Below are 14,128 nucleotides of genomic sequence, written 5' to 3'. Positions count from 1 at the left end.
GCACCGTAAGTGGCATCTCGCGCGCATTGGGAGGCGGGGTCATGGGGCTGAAGCTGGCAACCATACCAAAGGCGGAAAGGGATGGCGTCGAAGCCGAGGTTCTTGAAGCGTACGACCACTCATTGGAAACCTTAAGCAACCTTGGCGCGGAGATTGTCGAGATCAACGTTCCATTTCGATTCGACGATTGCCGCGAGCCACACTCAACGATTATGAACTCAGAGGCTTATGCCTATTTCCGTGAGTTGATCGATGACACGTCTTCGTTGATCGACGAGAGTGTACGCGCAGGCATTTCATCCGGGCGCGCCATCTCCCCCCGACAATATTTGGATGCCTTCGAACTCGTAAGCCGATTCAAAGCCCAAATCTCCGATGCGCTCGTTGGTGTCGATGCGTTGCTCACACCGACGACAGAAACCGTAGCCCTTGAAATTGATGGGCTCGATTTGACTAGGCGGCCTGTACGTTTCACTCGATTTGTAAATGACTTGGGGATGTGTGGTCTCGCAGTACCAAACGGAAAGAGCGCCAAAGGTCTCCCGACATCACTACAGATTGTGTGCAGAGAGAACCAGGAACGGCTAGCGTTACGCATTGGCCTTGCGTTCGAGCAAGCAACAGACTGGCGGCTGCGCCCTTCCATGTTTCGTGACGCTGACCGTAGGCAACAGAGGGCTCGGTAAAGGCTAAATGCTTGGCCAGGCTACTCAGCCTCGTCGGCGTCTAGCACACGACCAAAACGGTCTTCAATATCTGCATCGCCGCAACGTTTATGACGACGCGCGTGATCATATGGAAAGAGAGAATTATGAAAAGCTATTCGGTAGCCGTGATACCTGGCGATGGCATCGGCGTCCCTGTTGTCGACGCAGCCCGGCGCGTTCTTGAGGCGGTCGTCCAGCGGTCGGATTTCAAATTGGAGATGACGAGATTCCCGTGGTCTTGCGCCTACTACAAGGAAACGGGCTTAATGATGCCCGAGGATGGCATTGAAATATTGCGCGGCCATGATGCAATACTGCTGGGGGCTGTCGGGTGGCCCGCCGAGGTGCCGGACTCCATTTCCCTACATGGTCTGCTGCTGCCGATACGCAAGGCGTTCGTCCAATATGCCAATCTACGGCCCCATCGCCTCCTGCCAGGCGTTAAAGGCCCTTTGCGATCAGGTGGCTTCGACATCCTGTGCATTCGCGAGAATACGGAGGGTGAATATTCCGGCGCCGGTGGCCGAGTCCATATCGGAACGCTGGATGAAGTCGCTGTCGAGACATCAGTCTTCACGCGGAAAGGCGTCGAGCGGATCTTGCGTTTCGGCTTTGAACAGGCGCGTAAACGCCGCGGAAAGCTTGCCTCTGTGACGAAATCGAACGCGCAGAAATATTCAATGGTTTTCTGGGACGAAATCACCGAAAAACTCGCGGCTGAATATCCTGACGTTGAAGTCACGAGCTACCACATCGACGCCATGGCCGCACGCATGGTGATGGCACCCGAAGTCTTGGATGTTGTCGTTGCGTCCAATCTCTTCGGCGACATCTTGACTGATCTCGGCGCAGCGATACAGGGCGGCTTGGGATTTGCCGCTTCCGCAAACATAAACCCTGATCGCAGCGCACCCTCGATGTTCGAGCCGGTGCATGGCTCGGCACCGGACATTGCTCACCTCGGCATCGCCAATCCGATTGCGACGATCTGGTCGACAGCGATGATGCTCGATCACCTCGGAGAAGCAAACGCTGCAGCCGATATCATGAGAGCCATCGAAAGAGTGACTGAAGGCGGCATCGGCGTTATAGCGGGAAAAGACAAGACAGAAGCGATAACAGCTGCTTTGATCTCGGCTCTTGTCTGATTGAAGACGATTTTCATAGATTTTAAGTTGGAGCCCGAGATCGGCGGCTTAAAGCGATGGTGGTGCCATTGCAAAGCGCGGGCGCTATCTCAGTCCAGTCGGGTGCAGCTTCTCGCACGAGGACAACAGCGTAATTCCGTATACCCTCATCGATGTTGCTGGACGGGCGGCCGATGGCCCTTTGCCAGATTGAAGCTGCGCCAGTTGAAGGGGCGGGTCAGCAGCCGAGGCATCTGGCGTGTGCTGAAGCAAGAACATGTGCCGCCGTCGCCAGCGTCATCCGCCATTAACAACCTTCGGCAGAACCTCGATCCGCTGCGGGCCGTGCTCGCTCCTCGCCGTCAACTTTTCCTGCTTATTCAAGGTGAGGGATGGTTTGTAAGGCTCAGGTGGCATGCTAGGGTATCGTTTTCCACTAGATCCGAAAGGCCAGTTGGATTGGGGATGCTTTGCCAGTGCTCGGCATGAGAGGTCAATGATGTTCTCTAAGCGTGGAGCGAGAATGCCGATTAGACGTAAGCCCAAGATGAGTGCCCAGGCTTCGCTTCTGCCTGGAGTGCGCATCGACAAGACATCCAACCGGGCGGTCTATCTGCAGCTTTATGCCGGGATCAAACAACTGATTCTCGAAGGGGTGATTCCCGCTGGCGCTTCCATCCCATCTCCAAGGCTGGTCGCATCGGAATTCGGCTGTTCCCGGCATACGGTTGCGACCGCCTATGATTTTCTTATCGCCGAAGGTCTTCTCTCAGCCAGCCACGGTGTAGGCACTTTCGTCTCCGAATTGGTCGAGACCGCCCTGAAGGCGGCCGGTTCCAATCCGTCTGCAGGGCCGACCGACGCTTTCATACGTCAGAGTCAGTTCGCCGACATTCTGGAACGCGGAAGGATTGACCGCGACGAGGAAGATCCGTTGCAGATTTTTGGCGCTCCAGATGCGGAATGTTTTCCTTATACACTATGGACAAAGATCTACGCCTCGATCTGGTCAAATCCGAAACGCGAATTGCTGCACGTGACAAGCGCACAGGGCTACGACCGGCTTCGGTCGGCCATATGCACTTTCGTACATGGCACTCGTGGAATTCGAGCAACTCCCGAGCAGGTCCTCATTACTTCTGGGACGACGCAGTCCGTTGACCTTCTTCTCAGGGCTCTCCTCAACCCGGGCGATGAGGTCTGGGTGGAAGATCCTGGTCGACCAAAAGCGGCGACGCTAGTATCAGCCCTAGGATTGAAAAGAGTCTCGGTACCCGTGGACCATCATGGACTACGGGTTGACGTCGCGGAGCAGTTGGCACCGGATGCGAAGGTTGCACTGGTCACGCCCTCTCACCACTATCCGACCGGCGCAACGCTGGCACTCGAAAGGCGCCTTCATCTATTAGCCTGGGCAAACCGTTCCGGTGCATGGATTTTTGAAGATGATTATGACGGTGAACTTATTGCAGATGGTCACCCTATTCTTCCGATCTATAGCCTGGGCAAAAATGACCGCGTGATTTATCTCGGTACGTTTTCGAAGTCGATCTCACCGCAATTGCGCCTTGGATATATCATCTGCCATCCAGAACTTGCGCGTCGTCTCGTTCGCTTGCGATTTTATGTTGACTATTTTCCCTCAATGAATCTGCAGCCCGTTCTGGCGGAGTTCATCGAGAAGGGACATCTCGATTCATATGTCCGCCGCATGCGCCGCATTTATCGTGAACGGCAGTCCACTTTCGTAGCGGCGATTGAGGCGACCGCGGACGGCGCCTTCGAAGTCTTTAAGAATGCGCCAGCTTTGTTCCAGCCTCTCGGCCTACGCGACGAACGGATTGGCAACAATGATGTTATACTCGCGGAACGCGCGCGAAAGCTAGGTATCCCTGCGTTCGCTCTATCCTCCTTCTCCTTTAACGTGAAACCGCGTCCCGGCATCATTATTGGCACTGGCCGGCTGCCCTTGGAGCGCATACCAAGCGCCGTGAATAGGCTTGTGCAAGCCACTCGCGATATGCAGAATATAATCACGGCCGCGGAGGAATCCTCATGACGCGTTTGCTCGGCGTTGATCGAACTTGGCGACAAGGTCAGTCCTGCAATGCCGCCGCGGATACCCCGGTATTCAGGTGGCCTCTCGACTAGGATAACTTGCACGTAACAACGCCGCCAGGCGCGCGATAAGGGCGCTGGCACTCGAGGGCATGAATTATCTGTTTGGCAGCCTCGGACGAAGGCGGCGTCGCGCAGCTGACATGTATACGCTGAGACCGCGCACCCGAACGACTTTGATCCCGAAGCCAGGCTGGCCGACGATCAACCGTGGCGACGAACTTTTTCCCGGAAACTTGGCCTGCACCGCCGGCCAGCCCATCGGGGCATAGCCACACGCGGCCTCAAGATCACGCTCACGCCGGCTCGACGTCAGCGTGATTCGAACCGCCATAAATTGGTTAGTCGCTGATCCCGAGAACTCCGCGCCGCGCATTGATCTAGTCGCGGATGGGTCTCTGGACGCGTCCGGCGCAGTGGCCCGCGCGTTAGAACCGAACTGGACTTTTCACCATCAACCACTCCTGAATATTTGGCAAACTCCCGCTGGTGTCGCTTTGGCGATCCTGGTGGCGAATTCGGCTAGGACCCCTAGCCGGGCATCGCCGAGAGTTGAAGACGACATAAGGCAATTCTCAACTGAATGCGCACTGGAGGGCGATATGGGTGAAATGGAATACTGGAAACAGCAGGTGGCCAAAGGCCGGATTTCACGGCGTGAATTTTTGGGGCGGCTCGCCGCACTCGGCGTTATCGCATCGGTCGCCGATACGATGCTCCTGTCTGCTGGCTTCGCCGCAGAGCCAAAGAAGGGCGGGCATGCAAAATTCGGCGTCTCGCGCGGCTCGACAACGGACTCGAATGATCCCGCAGCCTATATCGACGAAGGCACGCAGTTTCCATTGTGGGGCACGCTCTCGAGCAGCCTAACCGAGGTCGATGCCAAGGGTAATATTCAGCCGGATTTGGCCGAGAGTTTTGAGTTCTCCAACAACGCCGCCACCTGGGCCTTCAAGGTGCGTAAAGGCGCAACTTTCCATAACGGCAAGGATGTTACAGCCGAAGACGTCACTGCTTCCATCCGCCATCACATGGGCCCGGATTCAAAATCGGCGATGAAGGCCGTGCTCGCTTCAGTCAAAAATATCCGCGCAGATGACAAATCCACCGTGATTTTCGAGCTCGAAAGCGGTAACGCGGATTTCCCATATCTGGTGAGTGATCCGCACCTGCCGATTATGCCGGCAAATCCGGACGGAAGTGCAGACTTCGCGTCTAATATCCGCTCGGGACCTTTTGTATTCGAATCTTGGGAGCCTGGTGTTCGAGCACGATTGAAGCGCAATCCTAACTTCTATGATACTGGCGCGCCGCACTTCGATGAAGTGGAGTTTATTACGATCACCGATGTTTCAGCCCGCGTCAACGCGCTCACGACGGGCGAAGTCCATTGGATCAACAATCCGGACCTGAAGACGCTCAGTCTGCTCCAGCGGCGGCCCGGCATCAAAATCAACGAAGTCAAGGGCTACGGTCACTACGTCTTCACGATGGATACGACAGCCAAGCCGCTCGACGACGTGAACGTGCGAATGGCTCTAAAGTGGGCAATGGATCGGGAAGAAATCGCCAAGAAAGTCTTTCTTGGACATGCCGTGCCTGGCAACGACAATCCTATCGCCAGCACAGTGAAATTCGCCGCGGATCCATTGCCGCGCTACCAATACGACGTCGACAAGGCAAAATTCTATCTCAAGAAGGCGGGCCTGACGACGTTGAATGTCGATCTTTCCGTGGCAGAAACGGCCTTCACCGGCGCAATCGATGCAGCGGTTCTGTACCAGGAAAGCGCAAAAAAAGCGGGGATCAACATCAACGTCATCCGCGAAGCCAACGACGGGTATTGGAACAACGTTTTTGGCAAGAAACCTTGGGTCGCCGACTATTGGAGCGGCCGGCCGACGATCGATCTGCTGTTCTCCGAAGCCTACGCCAAAGGTGCTCCTTCGAACGCCGAAAAATGGGCAAACCCACGGTTCAATGAATTACTTGTCCAGGCTCGGGGCGAAACTGACGACGCCAAGCGCGCCGTAATGTACGCGGAAATGCAACAGTTGGTGCACGATGACGCCGGTCAGGTCGTCATGGTTTTCAATAACTTTGTGGAAGCACATTCTGACAAGCTTGCGCACGGCGATGTTGCCTCGAACTGGGGTGGTGACGGTCTGAAGATCGCAAAACGTTGGTGGTTCGCGTAATCGATAGCCGCGTGCCGGGCCAGCGCTCTTTGTGATCTGGCCCGGTTCCTTTCCACAAGGGCGGTGTCTGTGAGTATCCGTCCAAGGGTATCAAACAAAAATGGTCATCCGTACGATCTTGGCGCGCATAAGCCTCGGGCTTCTCACGCTGTTTATTGTGTCGATACTCGTTTTCTCTGCCGTGACGATGTTACCTGGCGATTTCGCGACATCTATATTAGGCCATTCCGCCACGCCGGAAACAGTTGCGGCGTTCCGGGCGCAGCTGGGGCTTAATCAACCGGCAGTCATCCGATACGTCTACTGGCTCGGAGGCATTTTGCACGGAGACTTTGGACGCTCCTTCTCCAGCTCCGAATACTTGGATTCTGGAACGGCGCGAACCGTTGTGTCGCTTATAGCGCCACGTCTGTGGAACACCTTGTTCCTAGCAGGTCTGGCAGCTCTTATCGCAACGCCACTTTCGATCGGCCTAGGAATGCTGGCGGCACTTTACCGCAACAGCCTGTTCGACCGTTTTATCAATCTGATAACGCTGACGACTATTTCCGTGCCCGACTTTTTCGTCGCCTACATTTTGATGCTTTTTTTGTCTGTACGCTTCAACCTCTTTCATTCTCTTTCAAATGTCACGCCCGACACCCCTTTTCTTGAACGTCTGGAAAGCTGCGCGCTGCCGGTCATGGGCTTGGTTCTCGTCAGTTTGGCATACATGATGCGAATGACCCGCGCCTCAATCATCAACTTGCTCGCGAGCCCGTATATTGAGATGGCGCGGTTGAAAGGCGTCAAGCCAAGCAGGATCATCGCTCGTCACGCTCTGCCCAATGCTATCGCGCCGATCGCCATCGTTGTCGCTGTGAACTGTGCGTACCTGATCGCAGGCGTCGTCGTCGTCGAAGTTGTGTTCGTCTATCCAGGCATCGGACAACTTATGGTCGACAGCGTTGCAGCGCGGGATATCCCCGTCGTTCAGGCTTGCGCCCTAATATTCGCCGCGACGTACATCATCCTCAATCAGATCGCCGACATCGTCTCGATCATAACCAACCCAAAGATGATGCATCCCCGATGAACCAGATACATGCTTCCGGCGACGACCAAATGTATCTGGACAGCCAAGGCATCCGGATCCGTCGCTTCTGGCGGGTACTACGCCGCGTACCCATCAGCGCCCTCCTCGGGATGGTCGTCATTCTGATTTATCTATTTCTGGCGGTGTTCGGTGGGCTGATAGCGCCCTACGCTGAATCAGCCATCGTTGGCGATCAGTACGCTCCCTGGACCGCCCAACATCTTTTCGGAACGGATCAACTTGGGCGCGACATGCTTTCCCGCCTGATATTCGGCGCGCGAAACTCGATCGGCATTGCACTCGCAACGACGGTCCTGTCATTCTCCATCGGTGGCGGGCTGGGGCTGCTGGCAGCACTCTTGGGTGGATGGATCGATCAACTGACGTCGCGTCTCATCGATGTTCTAATGGCGATTCCGCAGTTGATCTTCGCGTTGATGCTACTGTCCATTTTTGGGAGCTCAGCGGTGAACTTGGTCATCATCATTGCAATATTGGATTCCACGCGCGTGTATCGTCTGACACGCGCCGTAGCAATGAACATAGTCCTGATGGATTACGTTGAGGCAGCCCGTCTCCAGGGAGAAAGAATCCTTTGGATTACAACACGCGAAATTCTTCCGAACATTCTGCCACCACTCGTTGCCGAATTCGGATTGCGGTTCTGCTTCGTGTTTTTGACAATATCCTCGCTCTCTTTTCTGGGCCTCGGAATTCAACCACCTACGGCCGACTGGGGTTCTATGGTCAGGGAAAATGCGACGCTCATCAACTACGGCGATATCACGCCACTTTTGCCAGCGCTGGCAATCTCAGTGCTGACGGTAGCCGTAAATTTCGTGGTTGACTGGTTGTTGCACAAGTCGAGTGGGTTGAAGGAATGATGTCGGAGATGAGTAACGTGGACCGAATTTCGCGCGAGCCATCGTCGACCGTTCTGGAAATTCGCGGCCTTCGCATCGAAGCGAAAGGCGACGATCGATGGCAGGAAATCGTCAAAGGTGTCGACCTTTCTCTAAAGCGGGGAGAAGTTCTGGGACTGATCGGCGAGTCCGGCGCCGGCAAATCGACGATCGGACTTGCCGCTATGGGATATGCCCGTCCTGGCTGCCGCATTGCGAGCGGTACCATTACGTTTGACGGCAAGGATCTGACCCAGTGCGGCGACCGCGAACTCCGTAGTATCTGGGGCGCTCGCATCGCCTATGTCGCCCAGTCAGCCGCCGCATCATTCAATCCCGCGCACCGTCTCATAGACCAGTATGTCGAAGCCGCGCTTTCGCATCAGGCAGGAACTCGGCGCGAGGCCGAGAAAGCGGCGATTCAGCTATTCGAGCGTTTGCACCTGCCGAGTCCCAAGACGTTTGGCCTTAGATATCCACATCAAGTGTCGGGCGGCCAGTTGCAGCGTGCGATGACGGCTATGGCGATGGCTTGCCGTCCCGACATCATCATCTTTGATGAGCCAACCACGGCGTTGGACGTCACCACACAGATCGAGGTGCTTGCGTCGATCAAGGAAGTGGTTAAGCAATTCCACACGGCCGCCATCTATATTTCCCACGACCTAGCCGTTGTAGCGCAGATCGCTGATCGGGTCATGGTTCTTCGGCATGGGCTTGTCGTCGAGCAGTCTTCGACGCGATCCATGCTTGCCGATCCCAAGGAGGCCTATACGAAATCATTGTGGGCAGTTCGCTCACTGTTCAAGGAAGAAAGTCGAACAAGCGACAGCCTACTCACGGTAAATGATGTCAGTGTCTCCTACGGCTCCGTCAAGGCTCTGGAAAGCGTATCGATTAATGTCCCACGGGGCACGACGGTCGCACTTGTCGGCGAATCCGGGTCGGGCAAATCGACACTCGCTCGCGCCATTTCCGGCTTGCAGGCCCTCGATGCTGGCACAATCGCCTTCGATGGAAAGCCGTTGCCGGCGAGCTACCGGGACAGGGAAAAGTCACTTCTGCAATCCATTCAAATGATATACCAGATTCCCGACACGGCACTCAATCCTCGTCGGCGCATCGGAGATATACTCGGGCGCCCGCTGGAGTTTCATCTCGGTCTTCGCGGAGCTGCCAAACGGCGGCGTATCGGTGAACTTCTCGATATGATTGAGCTAAATGGTAGGTTCCTGGACCGACTCCCCGGTGAGCTTTCCGGTGGTCAAATGCAGCGCATCTGCATAGCTCGTGCGTTGGCTGTCAATCCGAAGCTTATAATCTGTGACGAGGTGACGTCCGCGCTCGACCAACTGGTCGCGGGAGAAATCCTGAAGCTGCTGCTGAAGCTGCAAAAAGAGCTTCAAATGTCCTATCTCTACATCACGCATGATATTTCTACGGTCAGAGCCATAGCGGACGATGTCGTCGTCATGCATCGCGGACGAGTTGTCGAATCCGGTCCGAAGTCCGAGGTGTTGGACGCACCACGCAATGCTTATACCGTGGAATTGCTATCGTCTGTGCCGGAGATGGATCCCGACTGGCTGAACAAAAAGCTGACCGGGCGAAAGATAGTATTTGCGGCATGAGAGATTTCAACGGGATGGTGTCGCGTTTAACCAAGAGATGCTAGGCGCCTCCCTGCTTGTCATTCCCGCCCGCCGCTAACTTGCCGTGTTAAAGCGAGACATCTTGTGCATCGACCAAAATCCTCCGGGTAACCGGACTGTATCTCGTGTCGTTGAGAGCCTCTCGGAATCTCTCTCCGACGCCCGAAATGTAGATTTCCACTGGGAACTGACCCAGCATCTTCACTGAGATGCGATGAAGCTACAGATGACTGACGAGGATCTGTTGCGCACGGTCTTTCCGCATCTGACGGTCTCGTTGGCGCTGACAGGCATCGTGCCTGAAGTCGATGGACGTGTGCAGAGGCTAGTTGAACGGCTCGCGCGACGAGATAGGCGATAAGAGCTGATGCAACGTTTGAAGAGAAATCGCATGCAGATGTTCGCGAGAGTTTTCCCAAATGGGGGAAGCGCGATGGCAAAGTGGCTCAGATACCTATGACTGTTCTCGATCTCGCATTCCGGGAATTTGTCGATGCACTCGAGACGGCTAGCGACGAGTTTGGCTTAAAGGGTGCCGCTGATCGTTTAGCGGCTCGGCTGGGCTACAGATGGTTTGCCTATCTTGGGTTTTCAGAACCATCGCTAAAGGTTCTTTCTTCATATCCAGGTTCATGGGCGCGGCAGTACATCGAGCAACGATTCGAAGATATTGACCCTGTCGTCAGGCTCGCTCGATCATCGCTGCGGTTGTTCCAATGGGATCGGCGGACGCTGCGGCTGCCATCACCATCTCAGCAGCGCTTTTTTGCTGAGGCCGCCAAATTCGGGATTCATAGTGGTGCGACTGTTCCAATCCGGGGAGGCTTTGGCCGCTTCGCCGCGTTCACGCTCGCAGGCAACAGAGACGCAAGTCTCGAAGCTCGTTCAACTGAAATGATGGATACCCTGCAACTTGCGGCTCTCTACTATCATGCGCACGTCTACGCGAAACTCCAACTAGGCCTGACCCGCCTGGCCGACGCGCCGCTCACCCAACGGGAGCGGGAGTGCCTTTCCTGGGCGGCACGCGGCAAGAAGATGCCCGAAACCGCGAAGGTTCTCGGCATCACCACGCGAACCGTGGTCTTCCATCTCGAAAATGCCCGGTCGAAGCTCGGCGCGTCCACGGTGGCGCAGGCGGTAGCCGAGGCCGCACACCGCGGCCTCATCTTGTCCTGACAAAGCGATCGACTCTGCTCCCATCTGGTCATGCGGGCGTTCTGACGCCCTAATCTGCTCGATCTGATCGACCTCTCCTGTTGATGCCGCGCCTACTGCAACTGTAGTAGTGGCCACCCCTCGCCAATTTTACGCTAGAGCCTCGTTCGCGCTGCCGCCCTGTAAGACCCTACAGCTACGCCGCTTTGCTCGCCGTGCTCTTTGTTTCTCACAAACAAAGGAGCCTGCTGCCATGCGCATAGTTGTAGTTACTCATTCGGACTATATTGAATTTGCCGATCTGATCGCGGGGATGCACCGCCTGCGCTATCGCGTTTTTCGGGATCGTCTGAATTGGGATGTTTCTGTTTCGGGCGATATGGAGATCGACGCTTACGACGCGCTCAAGCCGACCTACATCCTCGCCGTCGATGACGGCGGCTCGGTGGTCGGCTGTGCGAGGCTGCTTCCTACAACAGGGCCAACGATGCTGGCGAATACCTTCCCAGCGCTACTTGGTTCGAATCCCTCTCCGCGCAGCGACAAAATATTCGAAAGCTCGCGCTTCTGTGTGGATACCAGCTCTGCGGACAGCGTGAGCGCAACTGGCCTCCGTGACGCGACATTCAGCCTGCTTGCGGGGATCCTTGAATGGGGGCTAGCGAACGGCCAAGAGACTGTGGTCACCGTAACGGACGTTCGATTTGAGCGTATTTTGAGACGGGCTGGATGGCCGTTGGAGCGCTTCGCTCCGCCCATGCAGATTGACGACACAAAGGCGCTGGCCGGAAAGCTGCCGATCACTGAATCCGCGCTGACGAGCGTACGTGAGGTTGGGCAGATCCAAGGGCCTGTTTTGGCGACCCGCTCTGCCCAACTGGCGGCATGAGCACGGCTGCTGCTCGTCGACAATGGCCATCGAACTACGTCATCTTCGCTACGCTGTCGCCGCCGCGCACTACGGAAGCTTCCGCCGCGCGGCGGAGGCGCTTGGCGTCAAGCCGTCATCGCTAAGCCGCCGCATCGGCCAAATGGAGGATCGTCTGGGCGTCGCCGTGTTCGAGCGATCGAGTAGCGGCGTGCGGCTTACGGACGCCGGCACTGAAATCCTGCGCGCTTCCCGGCATCTGGTCGATGGGCTGGACCACATGATGGCGTCGGCCAAGGCCGCGGGCCGAGGCGAGGCTGGCCGGCTTACGATCGGCTTCTACACGTCGCTGTCGGCCGGGAATTTGCGCGCGAGCCTGATGGAATATGGACGACGATTTCCGCAGGTCGAAATCCGTATGGCCGAAAGAGCGCGGGCGAGCCTTTTCGACGGTCTGGAGCGTGGCACGCTCGACGTTGCCATCGTCACCGGCGAGCCCGCGGTTCGCGCAGGAGGAACAATGGCCTTGTGGGGCGAACGCGTCCTGGTTGCGGTTCCCGAAAGCCATCCGCTGGCCGGGAAGGAGATCGTCTATTGGACCGACCTCAGAGGCGAAACCTTCTTGCTGAGCCAGCGCGATCCCGGACCCGAACTTCGCGACATCTTGCTGGCGAAACTGGCTTCGCCCGGCGTCCAGCCAAAGATTGCCGGCCAGGACGTCAGCCGCGAAGGCGTCATGAGTCTGGTGGGCGCGGGCTTAGGGGTCAGCTTGATGTGCGAGGCTGGCATCGGTGCCAGGTACGCCGGCGTCGTCTATCGCGATGTGCAGGATGGCAATGGCCCAAGCCGGATCAGCTACGCCGCCTATTGGCAGAGGAACAACGACAACCCGGCGCTCGTGAACTTCCTCAAGCTGTTGGAGGAGCGCTATCCTTCGCTGTCAACTAGAACTGCCGAATCCGCCGCGCCTTCGAGAACGCCCGATCGGTCGCCATGGCGCTCGATCATCGGGGCGATCAGTCTGGCCGGTTCGCTAACAGTCTGGCCAGTCTCTCGGCCGAGAACCTCGGCATAGGCGATAAGGTCGCGATGAACGGCTGCCGGCAGATCGATCGAGATCTTGACCGGCTTGTCGCTGGCAATTGCCCCAAGTTTCAGCTTCGCCATGTCAACCTCCGTAGGGCTCAAGGACGAGATCGTGGGTGACGATCACCCGAAAGGGGAAGCCCGGCCGAATGGTGAGCGTCGGGGCGATATCGAGCTGGCGGCCAACGATCTGCTGCCCGATTTGGCTAGTGCTGTTGGACGCGCCCTGGCGCAGCGCGCGAACGATATCACTTTCACCACTCGACGATCCGCTCTCCGCACCGATGCTGAGCAGCGTGGAGAGCGCGGCGGCCTTGAAGAGTTCGCGCCAGTGATAATCGACAGCGTCCTCGAGGCCGTCATAGCCTTCAGAGTCAGCGCCTGGCTGCCGTTCCAGCACGATGGACCTACCGTTCGGCATGATGATGCGGTTCCAGACCAGCAGCACGCGGCGCTGACCAAAACCAACGCCGTTGTCGTACTGACCAATCAGCCGCGCGCCCTGCGGGACGATGAGTATCTGCCCGGTTGGGCTGTCATAAACATTCTCTGTCACCTGCGCGGTGATCTGGCCGGGCAAGTCGGACCGGATGCCGGTGATGAGGGCGGCCGAGATGATTGAACCCGCCTGCAGGATATTTGGCGATGCCGGCGCTGCAACGCGATCGGGGCTGACCGTGCGGCGGTCAGTGGCGGCGTTGAGGAACGCGACCTGTCGTTCCTGCGCGGTGGGGGTCGCAGGCTGCGGCGCGAGGTCAAGGCCCGCGAGCGTCGGCGACCCCATTGCCGACGTTTCGCCCGACGCGGGCGCCGGCGTGGCCGGTGCGGACCGCGTTTCGGTGCCGGCGAACAGCCGGCTGGTGCGCGCGGCTTCGATCTCCTGGAGCCGCCGTTGTTCCTCGGCGCTTACGCCTGCGACGGGCTGCCCACGGTTCTGGGCGCTGAGTATGGGACGCCCAAGATCACCTGGAAGCGGCGGTCCTAGTTGTGGAACGTCGGGCTTTGCCACTCCGGAATAGTCGCGCGGGAGCCCGGCAAGTCCGTCCGCCGTGGTGCGGTTGTCGGTCGAATACAGTTCCTCGTTGCCGTGGCCACCATGACGTGTTTGCAGCGCGTAAATCAGCGCGCCGCCAACACCGAGGCTGGCGACCAGGCCGAGCCCGGCCAGCACACGCCGGGACAGGCGGGTGACGCGTGGCGGCTCCCGACGCAGACGCATGGGCTCGGGACCTGGCGC

10 protein-coding genes and 2 pseudogenes are annotated in these 14,128 nt (G+C 57.4%); 10 read left to right on the top strand and 2 right to left on the bottom strand.

Translation table 11 applies throughout. The annotated features are described in order from the left end of the window. The 10 genes and pseudogenes from EN943_RS27125 to EN943_RS27080 all read left to right on the top strand — a co-directional run. Nucleotides 1–686: amidase family protein (locus EN943_RS27125; RefSeq protein WP_245475993.1), on the top strand; the 686-nt coding region annotated here is incomplete at its 5' end. 125 nt (nt 687–811) lie between these two features. After that, entirely contained in the window at nt 812–1,855 is a 1,044-nt protein-coding gene (locus EN943_RS27120; RefSeq protein WP_127415338.1) for a tartrate dehydrogenase, read from the top strand. A 502-nt stretch (nt 1,856–2,357) separates the two neighbouring features. After that, nucleotides 2,358–3,893: a PLP-dependent aminotransferase family protein gene (locus tag EN943_RS27115; protein ID WP_164778393.1), complete on the top strand. Its 1,536-nt coding sequence runs from the start codon at nt 2,358–2,360 to the stop codon at nt 3,891–3,893. Between the two features lie 661 nt (nt 3,894–4,554). Further along, nucleotides 4,555–6,150 carry an ABC transporter substrate-binding protein gene (locus EN943_RS27110; RefSeq protein ID WP_127415336.1) on the top strand — a complete coding sequence of 532 codons (1,596 nt, stop codon included), beginning with the start codon at nt 4,555–4,557 and terminating at the stop codon, nt 6,148–6,150. A gap of 100 nt (nt 6,151–6,250) precedes the next feature. Beyond that, nucleotides 6,251–7,225, top strand: coding sequence for an ABC transporter permease (locus EN943_RS27105; RefSeq protein ID WP_127415335.1), 975 nt, complete (start codon nt 6,251–6,253; stop codon nt 7,223–7,225). Nucleotides 7,226–7,254: 29 nt separating this feature from the next. Beyond that, a complete protein-coding gene (locus EN943_RS27100) occupies nt 7,255–8,109 on the top strand; it encodes an ABC transporter permease (RefSeq protein ID WP_245475994.1) in 855 nt (284 codons plus the stop codon). 8 nt (nt 8,110–8,117) lie between these two features. Further along, on the top strand, nt 8,118–9,758 hold the full coding sequence (locus EN943_RS27095) for an ABC transporter ATP-binding protein (protein WP_127415333.1): 1,641 nt from the start codon (nt 8,118–8,120) through the stop codon (nt 9,756–9,758). Nucleotides 9,759–10,235: 477 nt separating this feature from the next. Beyond that, on the top strand, nt 10,236–10,958 hold the full coding sequence (locus EN943_RS27090; protein ID WP_127415332.1) for a LuxR family transcriptional regulator: 723 nt from the start codon (nt 10,236–10,238) through the stop codon (nt 10,956–10,958). A 232-nt stretch (nt 10,959–11,190) separates the two neighbouring features. Next, nucleotides 11,191–11,826, top strand: coding sequence for an acyl-homoserine-lactone synthase (locus tag EN943_RS27085; RefSeq protein ID WP_127415331.1), 636 nt, complete (start codon nt 11,191–11,193; stop codon nt 11,824–11,826). A 22-nt stretch (nt 11,827–11,848) separates the two neighbouring features. Then, nucleotides 11,849–12,721, top strand: a pseudogene (locus EN943_RS27080) (LysR substrate-binding domain-containing protein); the annotation flags it as partial. Between the two features lie 28 nt (nt 12,722–12,749). Here EN943_RS27080 and EN943_RS38995 read toward each other — a convergent pair. Both EN943_RS38995 and EN943_RS27070 read right to left on the bottom strand, forming a co-directional pair. Then, nucleotides 12,750–12,972 (bottom strand): annotated as a pseudogene (locus tag EN943_RS38995) (DUF2274 domain-containing protein). Between the two features lies 1 nt (nt 12,973). Next, on the bottom strand, nt 12,974–14,128 hold a 1,155-nt coding region (locus EN943_RS27070; RefSeq protein WP_164778392.1), incomplete at its 5' end, for a TrbI/VirB10 family protein.

It is taken from the genome of Mesorhizobium sp. M7A.F.Ca.US.006.01.1.1 (assembly GCF_003997935.1).
In the GTDB taxonomy this organism is placed as follows: domain Bacteria; phylum Pseudomonadota; class Alphaproteobacteria; order Rhizobiales; family Rhizobiaceae; genus Mesorhizobium.
Note: the sequence above shows the minus strand (reverse complement) of the source record. Positions and strands in the feature narration are given on the sequence as shown.